This window comes from Terriglobus tenax (assembly GCF_025685395.1).
GTDB classification, from domain to species: Bacteria; Acidobacteriota; Terriglobia; order Terriglobales; family Acidobacteriaceae; genus Terriglobus; species Terriglobus tenax.
The window spans coordinates 603,802-628,617 of sequence record NZ_JAGSYA010000003.1 but is presented as its reverse complement, the minus strand read 5'-3'; the positions used below and the strand labels follow the sequence as shown (position 1 = coordinate 628,617).

The window sequence follows — 24,816 nt, the reverse complement described above, 5'->3', positions numbered from 1 at the left end:
CCAAAAACCACACGAACCTGCGACGAGGATCCAGCCGAATGCAACGACGAGATTTTCTGAAAACTGCCGCCGCCACGGCCATTAGCCTTCACGCTGCGGGCCTGCGCGCCCAGAGCAAGACCACCCTGCGTCCCATTCTGCTGCGGAGCGGATGGCAGGCGGTAAATATTGGCGACATTGGCCATACGCCAGGCGCCATTGAGATTGTGCAGCGCTTCTGCCCCGGTCGACCGATCATCCTGTGGCCCAGTACGGGCGGCCTGGACCTGGGTGCTGGGGAGTTTTTGCGGCGCAATTTCCCTTCGCTGCGGATTGCGGAAGGCGTTGTGAAGGATGGCAAACCGAATACGCCAGAGTTGACCGCGGCGTGGGCGGAGGCATGCTTTCTGCTTCATAGCTCCGGTTCTGGCTTCCCTGCGCGGCGCGACGTGGAAGCGTGGAGTAAGGGTACGGGCAAGCCGTATGGCGTGTTCCCCGTGAGCACAGATCCAAGCCCGCAGGGTGTTCCCGGACCATGGCTTGAGGGGGGGACGCTGACTGAGTCTCGCGCAGCAAGCCTCGCGTATCCACCGAACTCCATCGCACCAGACCTGCGCGAGGTCATTGAGAAGAGCAGTTTCATGTTCACAAGGGACACCATCTCACTGGGCTATCTGAAGGCCCAGGGAGTACACGCTCCTCTGCTGGAGATGGGGCCGGACACGCAGTTTGGTATGACACTGAAGGACACGGCGCGCGGCAATGCGTATCTAAAGGCGAACGGTCTACAACCACACAAATTCATCTGCGCCATCCCACGGCTTCGCTACACCATTAATTCCAAGAACGGACAGGCACCCAACGAAGCGAGAGAAGCGGTCAACGCTGAGCATGTGCAGCATGACATGGATATGCTGCTGGACGTAATCGTTCGCTATGTACGTGCCACCGGTAACAAGGTGATGGTGTGCGCCGAGATGACCTATCAGATTGCTGTTGGCAAGCAATATCTGGTTGATCGCTTTCCGACAGAACTAAAAGGCAAGCTGGTGTTCCGCGATACGTTCTGGATGCCGGACGAGGCTGCGGCGGTGTACGCGCAGGCGTCAGCCCTTGTTGGGTTTGAATGCCATTCCCCCATCATCGCGCTGGTGCAGGGCACGCCGGCATTTTATATCCGGCAACCAACGGACACCTGCAAGGGGCAGATGTATCCCGACTTGGGCGCGGGAGCATGGCAATTTGAGGCGGACAGAACAAACGCGGATGAGGTGTGGCACACATTGCAGGGCATTCTTGCCAATCCTGCAGCGGCAAGAGCAAGGGCTCTGTCCGTGATGGACACTGTGCATGCAAAGCAGGCAGTCATGGGCAAGGCGTTGCAGTCTGCGCTGCTGGCCGTGGATGCGAGTACACCGAAGCACTCGTAGCGCCCGAAAGAGGACGCGATCCGACACACGTTGAAGGGCCCAGCAGCAACGGGCGAAGAGGAGAACAGACGCAATGAATACTCTCAGATCAAACAGAGCCGCACTGTTAATGCTGGCGATCGTCGTCATGAGCATGCCATACACAGCAGGTGCGCAGCTTGTGCGCGGCACCATTGCGGGTACGGTGACAGATGCCGTGGGATCGCGCGTGGCGGGCGCGAAAGTCCACATTACCAATCAGAGCACTGGGCTTTCGCAAGACATGGTAACGAATGATAGCGGCTCCTACACGTCAGGTCCACTGGAAGCTGGGCACTACAAGGTGGAGGTGTCAAAGGATGGCTTCTCCACACTGGTAAGTGGAGACATTGTGCTGGATGCCGCAGCACACGTAACACAGGACGCTGCGCTGACTGTGGGCGTAGCGACCGAAACCGTCACTGTCTCCGCATTGCCGCCTGCTCTGAATACAACCGACGCAACCATTGGCAACACGATTGACACACGCGCCTCACAACAGTTGCCGGTGAATGGGCGGAGCGCCCTGGCGCTGGCCACGCTGGTGCCAGGTGTTGTCTCGAACCTTGGCGCTGTGAGCGAAGGCTTTGCAAATCGCGGCACGTCGGTCTCGGCCATCCGCATCTCTGGTGGCGTCACAGGACAGAACAGCAATCTGCTGGATGGTGTTAACAACGTTAACTCACACACCAGCGAAATTGGCGTAAATGTAAAGTCCGATGCGATTCAGGAATTCCGCATTATGACCGGCGTGATTCCCGCCCAGTTTGGTTTTACGTCGGGCGGTGTCATCAACGTGGTGACACGCTCCGGTGGCAACCAATATCACGGCAGCCTGTATGAATTCTTTCGCAATGATGCATTGGATGCGAACATTGCCTTTCCTCGGTCGCCCTTTGGAAAACCGAAGGTACGCTTCAACAACTATGGCGGCACTCTGGGTGGACCCATCCTGAAGCAGAAGTTGTTCTTTTTTACGAATCTTGAGGGTTATCACTATATCAGCGAGACACCTGCATATATGACCGTTCCTACAGCGCAGGAATATGCCGGAGACTTCAGCGATCTGGGTGTACGTGGTTCCAACGGTGCATGCACCATTGTGCCCATCTATAACCCGAGTACAACAGGCACTACAGGCGCACGCACGCAGTACCCCGGTAACAAGATCACCAACCTTGATCCAGTGGCCGTGGCCTACACCAAGATGTTCTATCCACAAGCGAACAACACCGGCGGTAGCTACGATCCTTGTACGCATGCGAATAACTACATCAACCGTCCGCGCGGTGTAAGTACAGAGAAGCTGATTTTGGGCCGGTTGGATTACCAGATGAGCGATAAAGACAACTTTGTCGCTCGCTATGCATTGTATGACAACACGGGCAACAATCCCGGCGGCTACAGCACCTACTTCAATCGCAACGACGAATCGCAGACACAGAATGCATTGCTGACGGAGATCCATGTCTTCTCACCGAATCTGGTGAACGAACTACGCATCGGTATGATCCGCAATGGCTTTCCATTTCAGTCGGCAACAGCGGGGCAGAACATCTCCAGCAAGATTGGCCTGCCTGACCCCACACCACTGATTGGGCCAGTGATGAGCAACGGTCTGGCCACATTCAATACCACGTATGGTTTCCGCACCAATACCGGGCTGGACCTTGTGGATGACGTCACTCTCATCCGCGGCAGTCATGTAATCCATATGGGTGCCAGCTTCCGCTGGACAGAAGCGTTCAATTATCAATTGAACGGCGGTGACTCCTTTAGCTTTAGCGCAACACAGACTGCTGCTGGCAACAACACCACAACAACCACCGGTACAGGGAGTGCCTTTGCCAGCTTCCTGGCTGGTGCCGTTGCTACGGCTTCTGATAATTCGGCAGCGGGCATTGCCATGCGCAAGATTAATTACGCAGGCTATATCCAGGATGACTGGAAGACATCACGCAGGCTTACGGTGAATGCTGGTCTGCGCTATGACTTTGGACCACAGGCCAAGGAAAAGAAGAACGGTCTGAGCAATGTGGACATCACCAAACCCAATGGGGCGAACCCTGCACTGATGGGATTGGTGCAGTATGCGGGTGTTGGCTATGGCACGAACTTTGCAAAAGAGAACTTCAATGACTGGGGTCCGCGTCTTGGCTTTGTGTTGCTATTGACCAACGACAACAAGACGGTGCTTCGCGGCGGCTATGCGATTTACTACACACCCAATGCCGGCCTGGACTACACGGAAGCAGCAGGAAACATTAACGGCTTTGCCAGTCAGGCGACATCGTACAGTGCGGCCACGAAGGCTGGCCCCGCGTTTCAGCTTTCCGGTGGCCTGCCATATGCGCCCAACCAGGTGCTGGGCGCAGCAGGTGGCCAGACTGCTTTCCTGGGCAATGCAGTGTACGTGGTGCAGCAGGTGGCGAAAGACCCTTCGTCGCAGCAGTACACTATGTCGATATCGCGTGAACTGCCGTTCTCAACGGTACTGGAGGCCACGTACCTGGGAAACCATGGCCGCCATTTCCCGTATAGCTACACCATCAACCAGAACACGCTGGACCCCAAGTACTTCAGCCTTGGCAGCAGCTATCTGAATACCAGCGTTCCGAACCCATATGCGGGTATGGTGCCAGGATCGCTTGGCGCAGCCACCATTACGCGCGCAAACCTGCTGAAGCCATTCCCCTACTACAGTGGTGTATATCAAAGCTATGCACGCACACAGTCGTACAACGGCAACTATCTGTATGTGACAGCAACACGCCGTGCCACAAACGGTCTGCAGATCATTGGGTCCTATACCTATGGCAAACTGATGGATGTTCCCATTTTTGACCTGTTGCTGAATTCGCCGGGGGCTGGCACCAATTCAGTGAATGGTCCGCAGAACTGGCGTGACCCTTCCGGCGATTACAGTGTGGACGTACAGGATGTGACGCATCGTGTAACTGTCTCCGGCCTGTACGATTTGCCGTTTGGACCAAGCAAGAAATTTCTTTCGGGCGGCTCTGCGATTGACCGGCTGTTAGGTGGCTTCCAATTCAACGTGATTATGACTGCGGAATCTGGACGGCCACTCGTCATCTCTGGCGCGAGCAATCAAGGCATTGCAACGCGCCCTAACATACTACCCGGCGTGAGCGTGAAGCTTGCGAATCCATCACGTGCCAAGTGGTTCAATACCGCTGCGTTTGTGAATCCGCCGGATTACACCTTTGGCAATACGCCCCGAGCGTATGCGCCTGCACGTGGCCCATCGCAGACGAACTTTGATATGTCTGTTTTCAAAACAACATCGTTGTCCCATGGTGCTCGGCTTGAGTTCCGCGTGGAAGCATACAACGCACTGAACCACACCGAGCTTGGCCAACCCAACACAACCTTTGTTGCGGGTGCTCCGGCAGACCCAAACAACCCGGCCGCGGAGGGCGGTGCCAACACCAGCGCGACGTTTGGCACCATTACCTCGGCGCTATCTGCACGCATCGTACAGCTGGGAGCAAAGATCCTCTTCTAACCATCGTTTCCAGCAACAACGGCACGGTCATACTCAGTGGCCGTGCCGTTTGCTTTACCCATGAACGGATAACGGCCTGGCGCTCAAGTTAGTTGCGCCAGGCTCGCGACGCGCCTGCTCTAAGGTCCAGCAGCGATCCATATTCGTTGCTCAACGCTCCGTTGGATCTATGTCATGCTGTTCGAATGCTCATCCTGTCGCGATGGAGTTGGGCATGCATTGCTATTTCAAACTTGTGACACTCGCTTCACGAAGCCGCTGATGCCGAAGTGAGCTTGCTGAGCTACATGGGACTCAACAGACTCGCTTCGGCGATTGTGTGGGGAGTCACTCAGAACCGGATATGACCTGAGATGTCGAGCCAGCGTGTCAGCCCGCCTCCGTTGGAGTACCCATCAGTGGTGACTTGTCCAAACTGGGGCGACGTGGGAGTTGTGTTTGGCGCGCCATAGAGCTGTTGATTGAAAACGTCGTACACGGCAAGCCGGGTTTCCATGGTCAATCTGTTTTTCAGCTTGAAGGAACGTTGCACATTCGCGTTCCAGGAATTCGGCCCCTTCAAGCGGACCCCTTGAAAGTAGGTCGGAAACGACCGCGAATTGTTACTAGGTTGGCACTGTGGATCCGTGACAAATCCTTCGCCGGTGTAAGTGCAGACGCCATTGTTATACGTCGTGGTCACATTGCCCACATTCAGCCATTGAATGTAGTTGTAGCCACCCTTTGCATTGGCACCATCATTTACGAACACGGGGTTCTTGAGCCGGCAATCGGTTTCGCAACGAAAGTCCCCTCTCTCTCGCTGATATCTTCCGGAGCCTCCGCGTCAAATTGCAATAGCAGAATGCCATCTCTATAAAGATGGAATGACTCGATTCCGAGCACATGCTTCTCGGAGATATGACGCAGTGAAGTAGAAAACCGTACTACTGAGTCTCCATCAAGGATCTCCGCACCGAGTGAGAATGGCTGCGACGATCGCTGGAAGATCAGATCTTTGAAGCGCGACCCGTGCGTGATGCCGCCTGCTTGGAGGTCCAAAGGAGCTCGACTTTTCGCCTGCAGACCGCCGGCAATGAGGAGCTGTACCCGCGTGACTATGCTCTTGCCACCGCCATTTCTTCCGATCACCAAGGTGAGTGGCGCGAGTTCCACGCGAATGGGGTCTTTGAATGCGCGATATCTGCTGAATGTAAAGGCCTGTGGCGTCACGCTTACTCCTGTCCTGCTCGACACAATTAGCTTGATTCATCATCGCGCATTTCGTGCAGCGTGAATTGCTATGTCTAGACACAGAATCGAAGTCAGCACTTTTGCTAATCGATAAGGCCCTAAATCCGAGGGTTGCTCGAAACCAATAGCCACCAACGAAAATGACCTCTCACTTCGGAGAGGTCATTTCGCATATAAGCCCTTTAGAATCTTGGTGCCGGGAGGGGGGGTCGAACCCCCACGACCGCAAGGGTCGGCGGATTTTGAGTCCTTTCTTGATACTCGTAAGTCATTGATTAATATGCATTTATTTCGCTAAAGCTGTGCGCTGTGTAAGAAAATGTGCAAATTTGCACTTTTTTTGACTCCGCCTGTAAGCCTGTCCGTGCCGCTCAGCTATATAACAATTATTGTTATAATACTGCTGTGACTGGTAACGACCTCAAATCGGCTCGTACTGCTTCGAACTGGACTCAGGCCGAAGCCGCCCATCGCCTTGGCGTCACACAGGCCTACCTTTCCATGGTTGAACGCGGCAATAGGCCGGTCTCAGACGATCTCACGTCGGCAGCTCTTCAGGTGTTCCCTTTACCTGCAACGGCACGCCCCATAGAAGATCGTCCTGCCGCGAAGGCAGGAGAAGAGTTCTTCAAGCGAGCTCTAGGAGAGCTGGGATATCCGGGGTTTGCCTATATGGAGAGTCAGCAACTGCTCAATCCAGCCGAATTGCTTCTCCTTGCACTCGACAGCGAAGATCTTGATGCTCGGGTGACAGAAGCCTTGCCCTGGCTCCCTTTTCACTTCCCAGAGATGAACTGGAACTGGCTTACATCCGAGAGCAAATCTCGGGATAGACAGAACCGGCTTGCATACGTCGCTCTGCTAGCAAGCGACGTTGCACAAAAGCGCGGAGACACGCAGATAGCAGAGAAGCTGCACTCTCGTGTGACGGCGCTGGAACGCTCTCGCCTAGCCAACGAAGACACACTCGCCAAAAGTTCCATGTCACAGGCCGAACGCAAATGGCTGCGCACCCACCGAACTCCATCGGCAGCTCACTGGAATTTGCTCACTGACCTGAAAGCCGAGGACCTCCAGCATGTCTTCTGAGTTAAGGCCTCCCGAACCTTGGCACTCGTTCCTTCGCGATCTTGATGATGCCTTGCAAGTGCCCGCTCGCCTGGACTGCATCGGAGGGTTTGTTGTCACACAGCTATATGGACTCGCCCGCCCGACGGCGGATGTGGACGTCATCGAACTTGCACCGAGAGAGGCGTCCGAGGCGCTGATGCAGATTGCAATGCAAGGAGGCCCTCTTCATCGAAAGCATCGGATTTACCTTGATCGCGTCGGCGTGGCTGCAATCCCGGAGAATTACGAAGAACGGCTCACAGAGATGTTCCCTGGAGCATATCGACACCTCAGACTGATGGCTCTCGATCCATACGATATCGCCTTATCGAAACTCGAACGGAACAGTCAGAAAGACCGTGATGACGTTCGGTATCTCAGCCGCACGGTGCCGTTCAGCCTGCCAACGCTCCAGCAACGCTATGAAGCGGAGCTGCGTTGGCAACTTGGAAGGCCGGACCGCGAAGATCTGACGATGAAGTTATGGATGGAAATGCTCGCAGAGAAATAGGCGTTTGGGGTTCGACATGGACACCTGCCTCGTATACGAGTCAAAGGTGATTTGGCACTCCGTAGTGCCCGATATACTGGGCAACATGTTGTTACTGATTGATATCGGTGAAGAGATTTCAAAGAGGCGAAAGACTGTTGGTTTGACTCAGGCTGAACTTGCGAAGATGGCGCGCGTTAGCCGTTCGACTTTGGACGCTCTTGAAAATGGCAGGATGGGCGAGCTGGGATACATGAAAGTAAACAACATCCTGATTTCACTCGGCCTGGAGTTCAACCTTCAAGTCGCAGCGAGCAAGCGGCCTACTCTTGATGACTTGATGCTCGAAAATGAGAGGCTTTTTACTGCTTCAACAGTTTCAAAGCAGAGATGACGGGGCAGGTCAAAGTCGCGTGAAGGTAGATGGTGGCCGAGAGTAGCTCTGCGCATCGGAGCCTCATGCAGTGCGGTTTGTAGGCTCCTCACTGCGGACAGCACTGGAGGCTGACAGACGCCCTTTCAGTCAAGCGCCGGGAGCTTGGGCCTCTTTGGAAGCGGGACCCCGGCCGCCTTCTTCGCCCAAAATCCTCGACCCGGCACCGGCACTAGGAGCTTCCTACAGGTCTTAGACAGAGCCACGTCAGAGATGCCATATTGCTTCGCCAGCTCTTGCATTGGTTGTTCCCACACCTGGCGATAGAGCTGCTCCCGGTCGTAACGAGCCAAGAGTTGGCGGGAAATCCGTGGCGGAGATGCTGGCATCCTTTTGCTCTTACCCGGCGGCCCATCAGCAAAGTCTCTCAGCTTCAATCGAGTCAGCCACCAGGACTCCTTCTCTAGATGCTGCCTAAAACGCGCACTTGAGAAAAGACTCTTCCAGGTGTCCTGAGAACACACAGCGTTCGCAACAAAGATTTTGAAAAGTGCTATCGAGACCTCAGGCTCGCATTCGAGCAGAGTTCTACGCAACGAGTTCATTTCATAGGCATCGTCAGGATTCCAGATGGCTCCATGCTCGGCGAGGATACGGATTTTTCTCAGGGATTCAGAGACGGAATAAACTGCACATTTTCCTACAAGGCCGTGGATACCTATCCGCTCAAAGCGCATGAAGTTTAAACAGCGGCTAAGAGAAGCCGACCCGCCATTTGGCCTATCATTTGGTCGCGCCCCGAGCTCTAGTAAATAGACAAAAACGTCGCTCGATTGCCCAAATGACGCTTCACACAGGAGATGAGACAGGTCATCTCGCTCCCGACTGAGCTTGAACTTCTTCAAGATCTCAACATGACCGGATGAAGCCGCCTGCTCTAGAGCTGAGACATAGCTTTCTGGATCGTCCTCGTCCGTGCCGCTTGGGCCCGTCGATCGAGGGTTGGCCCCCGCCCAAAGGAGCAAGCTCACCCACTTCAAATCGCCCTCACGAGCGAAATGGCGAAGGGCACGCTCTAGCTGCTCTTGTAGTACAGTCTCAAGCTCAGGATGAGCCTGTTTGAAGTTCATGAAGGGGCGCAAAACTGTTCGGACTTTTGCGCAGAAAGCTACGGTGAACGGCAGACCCTCGATGACCTCGGCCTCGCCATCTAGAAATAGCTGGATAAGCTTTGGTTCCCAGGTCAATAAGACATCCGCAAGAGGAACGCTCTTCAGATCAGCGCCGTGTTCGAGCAAAAGAGAGACGCTGTCGAGGTTCCGAAGTGCAACCGCATCCGACAACGCCCGGTTTAGATTCGCTACGTCTCTGTCGTTGCACGCGAGTAATCGAATGAGGCTGTGGAATCCAATCTCGACAGCGACCTGGAGTGGCGTCATCCTAAATCCCGAAGGGACAGAAAGCGACTTGCCCGACGCTATCCAAGCGTCCACTTCGTAGAGTCTCCCAGTGCGGCAAAGGCGAACAAGTTCCTTGCCTTGTTCGTTTGTCAGAACCAAAGGTGTGGAGGCGCAAGAAACTGTTGGGTGCGGATACATACTACCTCCGCGCCCCAGAAAAGGGCGCATGGCGGTAAACTCTATTATCCGTTACAAGACCGCTCAAGAATCATTCTATTGATATGCCCAGCAGTACCCGCTATCTCTGGAGCTTCGAAATATGGCAGCCTTAGAACATCTCCTCCTGCGTGAAAACTTCTATTGGGCGTGGGGAAAGGTCAGACGTTACTACACAACAACTGACGCATGGTACGACGAACTCGAGGTAGCGCAATTTGAGGCCAATCTTGATGTCGAACTCGATTCAATCAGGAAGCAATTTGCAAAAGGGACTTATACCATGGCTCCTTTGGTCCCGCTACCACAGCCCAAAGCGCCCGATTCGGAGGCGCGCCCCAGAGCACGTCAAGCGTTCTGGGTCCGGGTGCGAGACCAAGTCGCGTGGGTGGCATTCACTAATGTGATAGGTCCGGAGCTCGAAGAACAGATGCCAACGTGGAGCTACGGTAATCGTCTCTACAGGCCTGTTTGGTACGACACGTCTGATTCCAGCATGTCCCTTCGCTTCGGTCCCTTTCGAAACTCGGGTGGTTTGCTATACAGACGCTTCCAACATAGTTGGCCTCTTTACCGAAGACATATCTATTTGACTGTTCGCAGAATGGGCTTAAAGAAGTACGACGCCGAAGTCGCTCTGAACGATGCGGAGCGAGCTGCGCTCGAAGCTGAAGAGCGACGGTCAAATCGCTTGCCATACCTGCAAGCCGGGTACTGGCGAACACGCACCCGCAATTCGTACTGGGTATCGCTAGATCTTGAAAAGTTTTATCCCAGTCTTCTCTCTTCAGCGGTGGCCTCGAATATCCGCGCATACTGCAAAGACGCCTCGGACATTACAGGTTCTCTGCTAGACGATCTGCTCCGCTTTAAGGTTGATTACAAGAATTGGTCTGACAAAGAGCTCATGCAAATAGGTCTTAGCAGCAAAGACGAGCACTTTTCTCACGTACCCACTGGATTGATGGTAGCCGGTTTTCTGGCGAACGTCGCCATGCTGAAGATTGACAGCATTGTGAACAGAAAGGTGGCGGACGCACAAGTGGCACACTTCCGTTATGTTGATGACCATGTCGTCTTGGCTCCGACGTTTGAAAAACTTGAATCTTGGGTGCGGAAGTATGACCAACTTCTCTCAAAACACGCAATAGGAGCGACATTCAATCCAGACAAATTCGATCCGAAAGACTTTGGAAACTACTACTCGCTTCAACGGAAGAAAATTGACTTCGAAGCCCTAGCTATACAAAAGAGAAGCGCAACGGAAGCCTCTAAGCTGGACCCTCGCTTTCCGACCCCTCTTATGACCAAGACTCTGGCGAAGATATCTGAGATCGGTCGCGTAGATTTCGACTTACTAGACAGCAAAGAAGAAGATGCCGCTCTTCATGATCTCGAACATCTTCTCTTGGCTCCCTTGCCAGAAACAGAACTGCCTGCTGCTACCCGCGCCTCATTCGCCGCAACGAAGATCGCACGCCTTGCCTCGAACAGGCAGGAATCTAAACAACAACTTGTCGCTAAAGAACGAGAATTACTTTCGATTAGTGACCGTATTCGTGCGACAAGCGAGCGATTGAAAGATAGGTCTGTTGAAGTCAACCTGAAGCGCTCGCTACGTCAACAATTAGCTGCGGATAAGGCTCTTTCATCTGGTATCTCTGAATCACTTCGTTCGATTCGTCAGTGGATCGATTCTCAGGAGCGGAAGGAAAGAGCACGCATATTCGCAACTTTGATGAAAGCTGTCAGAGATCATCCAGAGAAGTTGCGACTTTGGCAGAGGGTTCTTGAATACTGTCGGCTGACAGGCCACGACCAGCTCGTGCCTATCATCGATGAGCTGAACCGGCAGGCCTTAAAAGGGACAACGGGTTGTCGTGTGTTGCGAGCACGGTTACTCCAAACAGTGGCGAAACAGCTTCTGGTGTCCGTCCGAGTATTGCTTTCAGACGAGTACCCGAGTCGGCGACGCTTAGCAGCAAAGAGATACATCGGAGCTTGCTTCCAACTGGTTGAAAAGCTTTCCCCCTCGCAAATGCCAAAATTCTATGAAAGACGATCCGTTTTGCTCTGCCAGGCGGCTGCTGGAATCGTACGCCTCGAAATACAACATGCTTCAACAGACGAGGTCCTTTCAAAAACTGATATCGCATCGATAAGCCGCGCTGCACGAAGGGCGGAAGCGCTGAACTGGTCTAGAGTTCCTGCCGAATGGATAAGTGAATCAGGTTATTCACTCGGTACCTGGGCATGGTGGGCGGACACGAGAATTCAGCCCAAGCTAGCTACCAAACCGGGTCTTCTGTGGCAAACTGTCGCACCCAACCTCAATCCAAAAGAACAATCTGCTTGGGCTATGTTGTCGCGCTATCCCGCCGCATTGGCTGAATTCTCGCGTCAGTCAATCCCGTCTAGTCGAATGATCCCGCCTTCGAATCCAATCGGTTGGTTGCTCGAATCCGTATCTGATCATCCGCAAAGCATTAACCTGTATCCAAGAAATAGTAGATTTCGTCAATTGATCACATTTGTGACAAAGCCAAAAACTAACATGATAAGCCTGAGTGCGTGGTGCGAATGGACAAGAGCTCGTGCAGAAGTCCAGCCATTCGACCCGCGGACCGGGGAGTGGACTGCGCTCAAAATAACTCTGAAGCTCTTATCAGTGACTGAACATAAACGTGGCGCAGCTCCGATACATTGGTCTGAGTTTTGGATTCCAGCTATGTGGCTCGAGCCCACTGACTCAATTCCGCGGTGGGATACCTGGAATAGTGCGTTAGAGAAGGGCACGGTTATTTCAAGGCATATACCTGCATCGTTACACCCGATTGGGATTGATGTTCCGATAGTGGAGAAAGAGTTCCTTGATCTTCAGGAGTTTGGTCTCGTTCTTCTTGGACTCTTGAGGAGGGATTTCACCTTGCCTGCGGCATGGAACATGCCGGGGCGTGAGTCTGATAGCGGAGAAATATCTCGAGAACTCATTCGTCAAGTCGCTGCATCGTCTTGGACGACTGCGATTTTGGAAGCGTGTTTGATCCCACGTCAGAAAGAAAACTTCCTGTTTGACCACAAACTACTAAGTGGTTTCGGAGGAGACGACGATACAGCATACGATCCACCTAGGATTTTTACAAAAAGGGACCTGCGGCATTACTTAGAGAGAGCAACTGAGGTCCTAGAGCAAGGTCAGATCACAGTTCACAATCACCAACCGAGGCAGCTCATACCCCTCAGATTGGAGCAGATTTCACGGGAAGAATGGGCAATCGAACAGAATCGTGATGAAATCCCGGAGGATGACGACCAATAATGCCAAAAAGATACGTGGAATATATGCGTGTAGGCTTAGTTCAGACAAACGTCGATGCCCGCTCAGCATGGAAAGCGGGACCACGCATGACCACTGATGAGCAAGAGAGCACTTGGGAAGACATCAGGAGTGCCTTCCGCAGCTTTTCTGCCTTGTCACCAACTCCCGATATTGTCCTTTTACCTGAGCTTGCACTGCCTCGAGGTCAAATTAACAGTTTAAGAACAGCCGCTGCTTCATTGGGAAGCATAGTTATCGCGGGACTTGATTATAAGATCGAGCACGAAACCAAAACCGTATGGAATGAAGCAATGGTTATGGTTCCTGCATCGAGAAGGAGTATCCCGCCGAAAGTGCCAGCATTTGTGAATATAGGGAAAACGTTCCCTGCGCCGGGGGAGCATGCGAAGTTACAACAATCGGGATGGAGGTTCAGAGGTGACCCTAAGCTGTGGCTCTTCAGGTCCGATGATATCGGAGACTTCGGTGTGTCCATATGTTACGACTTAATGGACCTTGAAAGAGCGTTGCTGTATCAAGGCCGAGTGCATCACATGTTCGTTATTGCATACAACCAGGACACCGAATCATTTAGACACCATGCGGAATCGCTAGCTCGCACCATGTATTGCAATATGGTCATTTGCAATACAGGTTTCTTTGGCGGTTCCATTGCCGTATCTCCCTACTATGAGCCGTGGCGTCGTACTGTCTATCGACATGACGGAAATGATATGTTTGCTACTCAAGTGATCAGCCTTCCTGTGCAGAGCTTGGATGACGCTCAGCTTGCTGCGCCGACATCTTCACAGAAGCGTCTTTTTAAGAGTCTGCCCCCTGGCTGGAGACGTCTTGGAGCGCGCCCAAACCTGACGCGGCAAGACCTTCATCTTGGGAGAGCTGACAGATGATTGGGGACGATTTATATACCTGTTCGATCCCACAGCAGAGATGACAACGTGGTTTTCAGACGGAAATCTTTCACGTTTGAAGCTGTAGCGTGAGGCTGCTAAATCTACATCTGGCGTCGGTGTCGAAAAGGATGTGGAAGGGATGGTGGCCGAGGTCGGACTCGAACCGACACGAAGTTGCCTTCGGCAGATTTTGAGTCTGCTGTGGCTGCCAATTTCACCACTCGGCCATCCTCTAGATTGTACCGCAGTACTATGAGCCGATGCGCGCTCTGAGCGTCTCTTCCATCGCGCAGCCGACGAGCGGGGGCCGGAAGACAGTCGGAAATGGGTGCAGGGAGAAACCGGCGGGTTTCTCCCTGCCGCGCGATGAGTGCGCGCTAAGAAGAGGCCGCAGATTCGCGGCCTCCCCATTGCCCTTATTAGCCGAGAATGCATTTGCTCGTGAAAGCGTCTTCGTAGCCCTGCAAGCGCAGGTTGTTGTCCCATATCTCCGCCAACTTCTCGTGTCGCTTCTGCAATTCGAGAAGAGCGACGTAGTGGTCACGGATGATGGCACGTGAGACCTGCTCTACTGCTACAGAGTCATTTCGCCAAAAGTACGGAATCAGGTGTGCGCCTCCTGCGAGACCAAGCTCGAAACACATTTCCGGGTCGCGCATGGCGTCGCCGTTCTGTTCGCCATAGTGGGCGACTGCCAGCGCAGGGAGACCGAGTGGGCCTGACTCCGGCATTCCCTCGATGACCAACGGCAAATAGGGCGGGTTCTCGATTTTGATATAGAGGTTCGGTCGCCAACCTCCGGCTTTCTTGAGGATGTTGAGAATGATCTTCATGCCGCCACCTCCTCGAATTCGTCGGTGGCGGCTGTATCGCTCTCCTCTTCAATGGTCGGCTCCAGTGCGGCAAGGATGACCGCTGCCGTCTTCTGAATGACTTCCAGTGATTCGGCCAGCAGTGATGCATTGCCGTGGTACAGGTGGATGTAGTCGGCGGACGCCGTACCTGTCACCAAGCCAACGGCCTTGCCCACAACAAAGGCAACGGCCTCCGCCTCAGTCTCACGCACGGACTTGGTGGTAGCTGTCCTGCGCTCTGCCTTGTGCAGCAGTTCGTGCGCCGTCTCGTGTACCAGCGTTGAAAACTCTTCAGCTTTCGACTGTCCTGGCAAGATTGCAATACGCCCGCCGTAGCTCATGCCAAGCGCCGGGGCAATATTGGCGTTATAGACAAGGGTGATGCCGCGTGACCGAACGAAAGCGGCCAGACGTTCTGAGTTCTCGCTGGGATCGCCGGATACTTGTTGCATGTCGGGCAGATCTGCGCCGTCCGTCTGCGAGACATCGAAAACATACGTCGAACGAAAGCCACATAGCACAGCGGTGTTTTGCTTGGTGATGTCCTTCTCGGCTTCGGCATCTTTCTTCCGGCGAACGCCAATGATGGGCGCAAGGATGCGGATGCCCTTCTCGCCTTTCTTTACGGAACGGCCTAAGTTCTTCCATGTCCAGAAGCCAGCTACGCGGGTTGCATCCGGTCGCTGCCGTGCGATTTCAAGGATGTTGCCAAGCGAGTAGTTGTGAAACCGGCTCATGGCGTTGAGGTAGTCGGTGAGTGCTTCGGAATGCCCGGCCTCCAGTTGCTCGATGAGAAACTGCACGTTCTCCGCGATGACTTCGCGGGCGGTCTTGGGCTGCTCTTTGGTTTTGAGGATTGCGGTGTTTGCTGTGGTGCTCATGGTGTTGGCTCCTTGTCGGCATTTGCTTTTGCACGTCCGCGTTGAACGCGGCATGTACATGCCGAACGCCTCCTGGCGAAGGCGGGGGTAGCAAACGGAAAGGTCTTCGAGCGAAGCTTTTTGGGGGGACCGCCTGCGGGGGAGCCAAAACCCTTCAGGGCGAATGTCCTTGCAGTGCGCGAGGGGAGACCCCTTAGCAATGCGTGGATTCCTTATTCAGTGCGCGTCAGCGTACAAGAACTATAGGGAGGGCGCTGCGGGAAGGAACGGCCCGCAGAGGTGGAAGCGAAGAACGCGAAGCGGTTGCAGCGCGGAGGAAACTTCCTCCGACCAAGAGAACGACGCACGCTCCTACGACAGCGGTTCACGGTTCCTCATGATCCCACTTCCTCACAAGCTCTTTGATCGTTCCTTCCACCCGCTCTTTCGTTGGCTGCAACTCCCCCGCAGCATCCCGAATCAGATGATTGATCCCAAAACATGGAACGCACGCAATCTCGATCAGCGTCTCTGTCCCATCCTCGAACTCAATCGACAGATAGATGTCGTGAGCCTTTGGGTATGGCTCTGACAGAGAGAGCTGGCGTATCTGCTTTCCTGCAGCTTCGTTAAGTACCACGACAGCACGTTTCGGTTTAGCGCTCATTCGGGACCTCCCTCGTGATCCACGGTGGTGGCCCTGTCAACTCACCTGCCCGGCTATAGATATCGACCAAGTCCGCACCAAGTGCCTGAGCGATCCGATCCAGCCTCCCAATCGAGTAGTTGGTATGAATCTGGTTGGCCTCGTACTTCTTCAGCCATCGTGTGGACATCTTTGCGCGCTTCGCCAGTTCCTCCAGCGACAAGCCTTTCTCCGTACGCGCCTCGTAGACTGCCACGCCCAGGCAGCGTTGATGTTCCTTCACATACCGCTGAAAGGCGGCAGGATTCGTCCGCGACATCATAGAGAATCCTTGTTGTTGCCTGCTGCTCTCGCTGCCCTGGCTTCCTTCGCGAGCTCATGAAACTTTTGCTGAGCGAAGAACTCTAGCCCTGCATAGAGCTGCTTCACGAAGAGGGCTTCATTCTTGAATGGCACAGAGCGACATAGGAGGTCGATCTTCTTGCTATCCGCCCATCTGTAGGCAGCACACACCATCAAGTACGTTGCTCGGCTGGCGCTGATCCCGCGCATAGCGCCAATCTCACGGGCAGACAGACCTCCATGCACGGACTCGATCAGCATCGCGTAGGCGCGTGCAAATCTCGCATGTTCTTCAGGAGTGCCCTTTCTCTTGCATTCCGCACGACGAGCCCCGAACCAGAGAGGAGGCGTCTTCCAAGAAAGCTGATCGGAATACTTCGCCCGGATGATTGCCATGGGCGAAGGGCTGCTTGGAACACCGTGGATGCGGGAGGATTTCAGCCATCGCATGTGCGCCTCGTGAACCATCGAAGTCACCGCATCGCCGGAAACAGAAAGTCCAAGCGAGGACGCCCATGTCCGCGCCAACACATCGGAGCCCACACCTAATGCTTTGGCGATTTCGTTGAAGTCCCGTTCAGTCAGATGGGACTTTCCAGCGATATACCGTGCCAGACAGCGTTCGTGGATATCGCCGAGCCGCTTGCTTAACTCCTGATGCGAGAGTTCTCCCCGCAACATTTCAATCTGCAAGAGCAGATGGTGCCGAAAATCCCATTTCATCGGAGACCTCCTGAGAGACCTATTTAGAAACAAGGGGTTGCCGAGGCGCACGAGGGTGCGTCGTCGCGGCTATAGTGGAACCGTGACCATTAACTAGTAAGGAGAATAACTAAAATAGGTGTCGTCGTCAACCATAAATGTTGAAGAAAACCTTGACGCTTGGATTTCCCAATCTGAAGCTGCGCGAATACGTGGAGTGTCCAAGCAAGCCATCGCCAAACTTATTGCGCGCGAGCGATTGAGTGCACGCAAAATCGGTGGCCGGATGCTAGTGCTTAGATCAGAGGTTGAAGCCTTTACACCTATGCCCATTGGAAGGCCACGAAAGGAAACGGGCCCCCAAAAGGCACCCGTTAAGAAGTCGGCTGTCAGGAAGGTAACGCCTAAGAAGACCAAATAGCCTGCTCGCACCCACGACGAGAGGCGGGCGATATACGAGCTCCCAGTGTGAGTTACATCGAAATGCCGTGACCGTATCCGATGTCTTGCTTCATCTCCGGGGTCTCTATCCCAGTGCTCTTTTCCAGCTTGGCTTCTGGGACATGGGCACTCTGCTGCGACACGTCCCGTCCGAGTGCTTGCCCCAGCTTGCTACGGTCATTGGTGAAGAGCTGCGCATCCTCTGCGCCGCGCGAGACAGCTACATAGGCCATGCGGTTGTTCAGAAGGTCTTTGGCAGCAAGCTCGGTATCGACATGGACCAGCACCCGGTCTGCGGTCTGTCCCTGGCTGGAATGACTGGTCACTGCGTAGCCATGATCGAGATGCGGATGCTTGGCAGGATCGATCTGGACATTCCGTCCATCGTCCATGCGCAGACTCATCCGTCCATCCTCGATCCGCTCGACTGTCGCCAGTTCACGGTTCGCGACCTTCAACTCATTCGCGGGAGCGGTGAACTGTACGCGGTCTCCTACGGAAAAGGCACGCTCTTCTTCTCGATAGACAGAGACGCCGGACTGCCGACGTGGATCGTAGCTTCGCTCGATTCCGTCCTTGGTCTTCACAGTCACATGGTTACTACGCGCGTCCACATCGGTCACGCGAGCATACTCGCCTTTGCCGATGCCGGTTTCTTTCGACGCGCGGCTGTAGCGGACAATATCACCGACTTCATAGTTCTCCGCCCAGGTGCGGGCCGCACCGGTAAGCTCCTGTCGCGGCACCAGCGTTCGCACGGTGTGCTCGTCGTGGTTCACAATGCCGCGCACCTGCAACTCTGCATGAATGACCTGATTGATCTCCATGCGCGAACGGTTGTCGGGAGAAACAACCAAGGTGTTTTCAGGGCTCCTGGCATACTCCTTCGCAATGGCTTCGATCCGCTCTTCCCGCCCTTTGAACTCATGTACTCGGCCCTGTTGCTCTAGTCTCTGAATAGCCACACCTACATCACCCTGAGCAAGCTGTTCGACAACCTGCTTCAGCTCTGAGTCTTTCTGGCGCACGATCTGGTCGAGCGAAACCGTCTTCATGCCAGCCTGCTGTAACTGCGCAAACGGTCTACCTGCTTCGACTGCCTCATGCTGTCGCTTGTCGCCCACCAGCAATACACGGTCGTTCGGGTGCAAGCGTGTCAGGAACTCATGCATCTGTTTTGTAGAAGCAAGTGAGGATTCATCCAAAACGTACAGGCGTCTCTCGCCGATATCCGGCTTCTGGCCTCGCGCAAGATGCATCTGAAGGGTGGATGTTTCGATTCCGGCTTCGCCAAGCTTCTGTGCCGCGCGGGATGTAGGAGCAAAGCCTTGTACTGTGTATCCCTCCCGCTCCGCACCTTCGCGCACTACAGCCAGTGTGGTTGTCTTCCCAGCTCCGGCCACACCGTCCATTCCGACAATCTTCTCCCGCGAAGCGAAGAGCTGCTCGACCGCTTGCCGTTGCGAGGCATTTAGTTCAGGGTGCCGCTCCACAGTATCGAAGCGCTCCCTCCCTTCGAGGAGCATGGGATGGTGGTACCCACGCTGATTGCCATTTTCGAGGATGGCGACGATCTCGCGTTCCGTGCGGACCATCTCGGCGGTGGTGATCTGCGGACCACGCACAGAGGACGGAGCCTGCCGGAACTCACCCGATTCAAAGCGTCGATTCACCTCCTGTCGCACCTGTCCATAGGTCACTTCACCCATGCCGCGCTGCAAAGCGATGTCGTATAAAGCACGGCGGTCCTGCACGGCAGACTTCTCGAAGAGATGATCGCGGGCATAGGTGACGGCCTGCCGCGCAGCTACCTCTGGGCTTCCTTCCTGCTGATGTTGCTGGCTACGCTCACGCGCCGCTGCTACAACATGGTCCGCCTGATGGCCGAACGAAGCTGCCAACTCGCGGTGCTGCCGCTGGACTTCCTCCGGCGACAGCAATTCTTTCTTGTCGCGGGTGGAGCGCGCCGCAATCTGGGCGGCTCCGGCACCATCCAATCCCTGTTCCCGAAGATGATCTTTGATCTGCTCCCGTCGAAGGCTCGACGCTTCCAAATACTCACGCGTGTAGCCTTTGATCTCCGGCTGGCCGTACTTGCCGCGTTCGATCTCGTAACCCAACTGCTGCAACCGTGTTGCCAACTCCGCCCGGTAGATGGCCGTGGCGAAATGCTGCGAAGCATACAGTTCACGCGGTTGCAGAGAGCGCGTTTGTCCATTGTCGCGTTCGGTGACATTGAAGATCACAGAATGCGTATGCAACTGCGGTGCGGCATAGCCTTCAACGGGCCGGGCCGTGTCATGCTCGAACGTCGCTACGGCGAATTTGCCAGTCGTCTCGGGCGCGTGGACATTGCCAATGCGGGCCTGCGTGTAATGCTCCAGCTCGCCCAAGGCCACGCGAACACTGTCGCGATGTGCCAATCGCACCCGCTCATCACCGCCCACCAAGGCGGTCAGCGATACGGACTTGGGTGCGGAGAACGTCGCATCCCATCCCGCACGGTGCTCCATGCTGGTGACGTCTTTGCCATCCTTGCCTTCGTAGGTGCGCGAGACCTGGTGCTGCACCATCTGCGTTTGCGTGAACGGATGCTGGCCTTCAGTTAGCCGCGCAAAGTGTTCGTCGCCTACTGGACCAGACAAGCCCCACTCTCTTGCAAGCTGTCCTTGCCACTCGCTATGTCCTTGCTGATTACGGCTCCAGTAGTTCTGCCGCTCCGACGCAAACTCCCGCTCATGGTACGTACGTACCTGACCCGCTGACAACGGTTTGGAAAGCGTCAGCATATTGAGATTCTATGCTTGGGAAGCTACACAGGCCGACATATCAGCTAATCCGATGGGTCCGAGCGCATTGACGATTTGGCGCCCACGAACACTTCCAAACTTAGCTGGGATAACAGCTTTGATTCTGGCGGATACGGGCGCAGCGGCCTTCCGGTTGAGATGCAGGGTGAGATCCTCGTAGCAGCCACAAATCTTGAAATTGCCTACGATCAAAAGCTATAGAATTGTGGCCAGAAGTTGGGCCCTGATTTCGAGAAGGGGAACGAGATGAGTTCGTTTACAGTCTCAATTGAAAACTGCAACTGCATCGAGAACGCTAAAATCGTCATTTGTGAAGGGACTCTTAATATCAAGTACGGCCCCAATGGACTTGGTAAGAGTACGATTGCACGAGCACTTATCGCCACTGTGACGAATAACGGCTTGCTTCAAACCTTGAAGCCATTCAAACACCGGGGAGCGAGCGGGCAGCACGAGCCTGTTGTTCATGGTGCCGAGAATATCGGATCAGTTCTTGTCTTTGACGAATCTTATGTCTCCCAGTTCGTTTTCCAGCGCGATGAGGTCCTTAAAAATAGCTTCGATATATTTATCAAAACAGATACTTATAAGGCCGCGATGCAAGAAATTGAAGGCCTTCTTGCGGGTATCAAGTCTGCTTTCGAAGGCAATGAAGCATTAAGCAACACAATTTCTGATCTAAAAGAAGTTCGCGATGCCTTCGGCGTCACAAAGTCCGGTGCGCTCTCCAAATCCAGTAAGGGTTACAAAGCCTTCGGTTCTGGAAATAAAATTGAAAACATTCCGCTCCAGCTCAAACCGTTTGAAGCTTTCATCAGGAGTGAGCAGCCAGCCAGTTGGATTGCATGGCAAACAAAAGGAAACGTATTTCTGGATTTATCCGACAACTGCCCCTACTGCGCATCAGACATCCGGGAACCCGAAAAGAAAGACATAGTCAAACAAGTTGCCAAAGAATACGACACGAAATCTATTGAACATTTAAGTGCTTTACGCGCGATCATTGCAAGGCTTGGCAACTACTTTGAACAATCATGCCGGGAAAGTCTGGAGAAGATAACAAAATCGAAGATCGAGTTATCTCTGGAAGAGACAAATTTTCTGAGCGCACTTCGCGGGGATGTCGAAACGCTGATCGTCAAGCTCGAAGGGCTGCGGTCCATCTCATTCTTCGCTCTTCGTGATGCAGGCAAAATCGATGATGAAGTTGCAAAGCTGAAGATTGATCTTTCATTGTTGGCAAGACTCAACTCGTCAGAGACGCAATCCGTTATCGATCCTATAAATGAAAAACTTCAGGAACTATTAGTTAAGATTGGAGAGCTTAAGGGAAAAATCAACCGGCATAAGAGCCACATTGAGCAGTCCATTCATGAAAATCAGAATAGTATCAATGGATTTCTGAAGTCCGCCGGCTACAAGTACAGCGTGGTTATTAAGCCAGAGGCCGATTCTTACAAGATGAAGCTGGTACACCAGGATTTCGGTGAGCATCTGGAAGCCGCTGCACAGCACCTAAGCTACGGAGAAAAGAATGCTTTTGCTCTTGTCTTATTTATGCATCAAGTTCTGAGCGAGAAACCCGGACTTGCCATCTTAGATGATCCCGTGTCGTCTTTCGATAAGACGAAAAAGTTTGCAATTCTGAATGAGCTTTTCCGTGGGAAGGCCAGTTTGCGAAACGCAACTGTGCTCATGCTGACGCACGACATAGAGCCTGCAATCGATATCATTCGAAGCGTAAAAAGGCTGTTTCAGCATCCAAAACCGACTGCATATTTTCTTGCGTCAAAAGACGGTGTTGTTTCCGAGGTTGAGATCAAAGACTCCGACATCCAGACCTTCGCTCAGATATGCGATGCAAATGTCAGAGACCTATCGGATGAGGTCATCAAATGCATCTACCTGAGGCGGCATTTCGAAATCCTTAATGATCTTGGGTCTGAGTACAACTACCTCGCCAATCTTTTACACGGAAGAGCAACTCCGGTTCTGAAGTCAAGTTCTGGCGATGTTGCAATGACGACCGTAGAAATTGCAGCTGCACTGGCTGAGATTAGGAAATCCATCCCGGATTTTAATTATGATGCCGTGCTTTCTATCATTAGTGACAAAGGGGAAATGCAGCGCCGATTCCAGACGGCAACAGTTGGATATGACAAATTGCAACTCTTCAGGATATACAGGCAGGTTCACCAGGCAACCGTCGATGACAACAGCATTCTCCAGAAATTTGTGAATGAATCTTTCCACATCGAAAACGAGTATGTGATGCAACTCAACCCACACAAATTTGACAACATTCCTGAATATGTCTTGCAGGAATGCACCCAGATTATCTTGGCGAATTAGTTGCTCAGAAGACGATGATAGCGTGGACACCGGGCAATTAATCCTGTGAAACGCCGTTAGCGTCATTCGATGCCTTTGCTCTCATCCCAACTGAAGCCCTCACGTTTCACGGCAGAAGTTTCATCCAAAGGCAAGACGCCCTGAACAGCCTTTGGGGGGGCAGGAGCCTTGGTGGGCGTCGTGGTCTTCACAGTCTCAACCTTGCGCGGTCGTGGCTTTTCCAATGCTCGCTCGATAAACTCCGGCTGCTTGTTGTGCTTCTTTGCCAGGCTGAACCTTGCCGGAACGACATAATTCTCCAGCTGGATAAAGCCGGTAAGCGGAGCAAGCCCGGCGATCTCGGAAGCCATGATGAGTGGTTTGGTGGCGATCTCCATCGCAAAGCTTTTCTTTGAGCGCAGCAACCCCATGCTGCGTGACTCCTTCAGCCGCTCGACCTCGATCTCGCCGATACTTTCGGAGATCCACTTGGCAGCGCGTGGCTCGGATGTCTTCAGAAAGATTTTCGTCGCGGGCTGCGAGAGCATGGCCTCGGCGTCCTGGCCGTAGCGCTTCTCCATCTGGCTGCGTCCCTGAATCCCCATGACAACGGGATTTCCGTACTTGCGATTCTCAGTCACGGCGGTATGAAGCTGCGGCAGTTTGTTCAAGCTGGCCAGCTCGTCCAGAACAAACCAGACCGGCTTTACCGCAGGGTCTTCGCAGTAACCCATCATGCGCAGGATGAACAAATCGAGCCATGCAGAGTACAGCGGCAGGACCTTCTCGCGATAGGCGGCAGAGGATGTCAGAAAGACCCAACGCTTGCGTTCGGTATACCACTCTGCAGTCGCAAATGTCTTGCGCGTATGCTCCCACTCGGGCAGCAACTCCAGGCTATCGGCGACCATGTTCAGGCTGGAGAGAACGCCAGCACGCTGCGCGGGAGCGCCGGGATCGAGCAGGGCAGCAAGTGGAGTTCCTTTGACCGCCGCCTCTATGTATGAAGGGTCGGCCATCATCCGCAGGATGTCTCTAGGCTGTGGCTTGTTCCTCAGCAGATGAGCCAGCACCCGGCGCGGCGCATCGGTGAAGAACGCTTTTTCATATTCCTTCTCCGGCAACATCGCGGCGGCAATAGTGGTGGCTGTTTCCGGTCGGTCGATCTCGTCTCCAAGGCCCCAGTACGGACAGCGCTGATCGAGTGGGTTCAGGATGAGGTCGCCTCTTTTCGGATCGTGGAACTCGCCCAAGAAGTCCATAGCCGGGTCATAGACGATGGCACTTTCACCCCTGTCCTGAACTTGGCGGAGAATCTGCCGGATGGCTGAAGACTTGCCCGAGCCCGTGTCACCCATCAGCAGAACATGACTGGATTCCAGCCGCTTCGGAATCGAAAAGCTCGGTCCTGGAATCACCCTGCCGAGCAAGCCGTCCCGCTCCATCCGGAACCGGATTCCGTCCTCACTGGAGCGGCGGAACACGTTGAAGGCGGCCACCATCTCCGGGCCTTTAGTGCGTCGTCCGTGACGCTGTTCATGCTTCCGGCTGATGCGAACTTTATGGCCGAACGTCAGCCACAGTGTGTATAGGAAAAGCACTGCTGCTGTCAGGTAAAGCGGTGGCCGAAGAAAGATCAACCACGCACTATCCCCGTCGTAGATTGTGTCTTGGAGATATGCTTTCAGCTCTGCTGCGCGAACTTTGCCGGGTGGCAGGATCGTAATCCCGCGCCAGCCCTCCGCGATGGCCTTGGGGCTTAATGCGAATCGTTGTTTCGGATCGGAACTCTTGACCGCATCCTCTGGCAAAAGCGGCTCCG

19 protein-coding genes and 1 tRNA gene are annotated in these 24,816 nt (G+C 54.0%); 9 read left to right on the top strand and 11 right to left on the bottom strand.

Annotated elements, in window-relative coordinates:
* Positions 1 to 38: 38 nt before the first annotated feature.
* Positions 39 to 1,409 carry a polysaccharide pyruvyl transferase family protein gene (locus OHL13_RS02665; protein WP_263408564.1) on the top strand — a complete coding sequence of 457 codons (1,371 nt, stop codon included), beginning with the start codon at positions 39 to 41 and terminating at the stop codon, positions 1,407 to 1,409.
* A 133-nt stretch (positions 1,410 to 1,542) separates the two neighbouring features.
* On the top strand, positions 1,543 to 4,953 hold the full coding sequence (locus tag OHL13_RS02660) for a TonB-dependent receptor (RefSeq protein ID WP_263408563.1): 3,411 nt from the start codon (positions 1,543 to 1,545) through the stop codon (positions 4,951 to 4,953).
* Positions 4,954 to 5,284: 331 nt separating this feature from the next.
* Here OHL13_RS02660 and OHL13_RS02655 read toward each other — a convergent pair whose 3' ends face one another.
* Positions 5,285 to 5,704 carry a hypothetical protein gene (locus tag OHL13_RS02655; protein WP_263408562.1) on the bottom strand — a complete coding sequence of 140 codons (420 nt, stop codon included), beginning with the start codon at positions 5,702 to 5,704 and terminating at the stop codon, positions 5,285 to 5,287.
* Positions 5,695 to 6,165: an AAA family ATPase gene (locus OHL13_RS02650; protein WP_263408561.1), complete on the bottom strand. Its 471-nt coding sequence runs from the start codon at positions 6,163 to 6,165 to the stop codon at positions 5,695 to 5,697. Before OHL13_RS02650 ends, OHL13_RS02655 begins: the two co-directional genes overlap by 10 nt.
* Positions 6,166 to 6,591: 426 nt before the next feature.
* On the opposite strand from OHL13_RS02650, the gene OHL13_RS02645 reads away from it, so the two are divergent.
* The 3 genes from OHL13_RS02645 to OHL13_RS02635 all read left to right on the top strand — a co-directional run bounded on the left by OHL13_RS02645 (position 6,592) and on the right by OHL13_RS02635 (position 8,180).
* Entirely contained in the window at positions 6,592 to 7,275 is a 684-nt protein-coding gene (locus tag OHL13_RS02645; protein ID WP_263408560.1) for a helix-turn-helix domain-containing protein, read from the top strand.
* Positions 7,265 to 7,807, top strand: coding sequence for a DUF6036 family nucleotidyltransferase (locus OHL13_RS02640; protein WP_263408559.1), 543 nt, complete (start codon positions 7,265 to 7,267; stop codon positions 7,805 to 7,807). Before OHL13_RS02645 ends, OHL13_RS02640 begins: the two co-directional genes overlap by 11 nt.
* Before the next feature lie 85 nt (positions 7,808 to 7,892).
* Positions 7,893 to 8,180, top strand: a complete 288-nt coding sequence (locus OHL13_RS02635; protein WP_263408558.1) for a helix-turn-helix domain-containing protein — start codon at positions 7,893 to 7,895, stop codon at positions 8,178 to 8,180.
* A 125-nt stretch (positions 8,181 to 8,305) separates the two neighbouring features.
* On the opposite strand, the gene OHL13_RS02630 is transcribed toward OHL13_RS02635, so the two are convergent.
* Entirely contained in the window at positions 8,306 to 9,598 is a 1,293-nt protein-coding gene (locus OHL13_RS02630; RefSeq protein WP_263408557.1) for an ankyrin repeat domain-containing protein, read from the bottom strand.
* 280 nt (positions 9,599 to 9,878) lie between these two features.
* Between OHL13_RS02630 and OHL13_RS02625 the strand changes: the two genes are divergently transcribed.
* Positions 9,879 to 13,094 carry a hypothetical protein gene (locus tag OHL13_RS02625; protein WP_263408556.1) on the top strand — a complete coding sequence of 1,072 codons (3,216 nt, stop codon included), beginning with the start codon at positions 9,879 to 9,881 and terminating at the stop codon, positions 13,092 to 13,094.
* Positions 13,095 to 13,180: 86 nt separating this feature from the next.
* Positions 13,181 to 14,005, top strand: coding sequence for a carbon-nitrogen hydrolase family protein (locus OHL13_RS02620; RefSeq protein ID WP_263408555.1), 825 nt, complete (start codon positions 13,181 to 13,183; stop codon positions 14,003 to 14,005).
* A gap of 143 nt (positions 14,006 to 14,148) precedes the next feature.
* Here the strand turns inward: OHL13_RS02620 and OHL13_RS02615 are convergent.
* From OHL13_RS02615 to OHL13_RS02590, 6 genes are all read right to left on the bottom strand, one after another.
* A tRNA-Leu gene (locus OHL13_RS02615) sits at positions 14,149 to 14,235 on the bottom strand.
* Between the two features lie 192 nt (positions 14,236 to 14,427).
* Positions 14,428 to 14,841 carry a DUF6908 domain-containing protein gene (locus tag OHL13_RS02610; protein ID WP_263408554.1) on the bottom strand — a complete coding sequence of 138 codons (414 nt, stop codon included), beginning with the start codon at positions 14,839 to 14,841 and terminating at the stop codon, positions 14,428 to 14,430.
* The gene (locus OHL13_RS02605) at positions 14,838 to 15,743 is read right to left on the bottom strand and encodes an ArdC family protein (protein WP_263408553.1); all 906 of its coding nucleotides are present in this window, start codon (positions 15,741 to 15,743) and stop codon (positions 14,838 to 14,840) included. The genes OHL13_RS02610 and OHL13_RS02605 overlap by 4 nt, the downstream gene beginning before the upstream one ends.
* A 364-nt stretch (positions 15,744 to 16,107) precedes the next feature.
* Positions 16,108 to 16,389 (bottom strand): hypothetical protein, encoded by a 282-nt coding sequence (locus tag OHL13_RS02600; protein WP_263408552.1) that lies wholly within the window; start codon positions 16,387 to 16,389, stop codon positions 16,108 to 16,110.
* Entirely contained in the window at positions 16,379 to 16,690 is a 312-nt protein-coding gene (locus OHL13_RS02595; protein WP_263408551.1) for a helix-turn-helix domain-containing protein, read from the bottom strand. Before OHL13_RS02595 ends, OHL13_RS02600 begins: the two co-directional genes overlap by 11 nt.
* Positions 16,687 to 17,433 (bottom strand): helix-turn-helix domain-containing protein, encoded by a 747-nt coding sequence (locus OHL13_RS02590; protein WP_263408550.1) that lies wholly within the window; start codon positions 17,431 to 17,433, stop codon positions 16,687 to 16,689. The genes OHL13_RS02595 and OHL13_RS02590 overlap by 4 nt, the downstream gene beginning before the upstream one ends.
* A 118-nt stretch (positions 17,434 to 17,551) precedes the next feature.
* Between OHL13_RS02590 and OHL13_RS18660 the strand changes: the two genes are divergently transcribed.
* On the top strand, positions 17,552 to 17,833 hold the full coding sequence (locus OHL13_RS18660; protein WP_399255093.1) for a helix-turn-helix domain-containing protein: 282 nt from the start codon (positions 17,552 to 17,554) through the stop codon (positions 17,831 to 17,833).
* A 52-nt stretch (positions 17,834 to 17,885) separates the two neighbouring features.
* Here the strand turns inward: OHL13_RS18660 and mobF are convergent, their stop codons facing one another.
* Positions 17,886 to 20,642, bottom strand: coding sequence for a MobF family relaxase (gene mobF, locus OHL13_RS02585; protein ID WP_263408549.1), 2,757 nt, complete (start codon positions 20,640 to 20,642; stop codon positions 17,886 to 17,888).
* Between the two features lie 267 nt (positions 20,643 to 20,909).
* On the opposite strand from mobF, the gene OHL13_RS02580 reads away from it, so the two are divergent.
* A complete protein-coding gene (locus OHL13_RS02580) occupies positions 20,910 to 23,015 on the top strand; it encodes an AAA family ATPase (protein WP_263408548.1) in 2,106 nt (701 codons plus the stop codon).
* Between the two features lie 62 nt (positions 23,016 to 23,077).
* Here the strand turns inward: OHL13_RS02580 and OHL13_RS02575 are convergent, their stop codons facing one another.
* Complete coding sequence (locus OHL13_RS02575; protein WP_263408547.1) at positions 23,078 to 24,805, bottom strand: type IV secretion system DNA-binding domain-containing protein; 1,728 nt, start codon at positions 24,803 to 24,805, stop codon at positions 23,078 to 23,080.
* Positions 24,806 to 24,816: the final 11 nt, after the last annotated feature.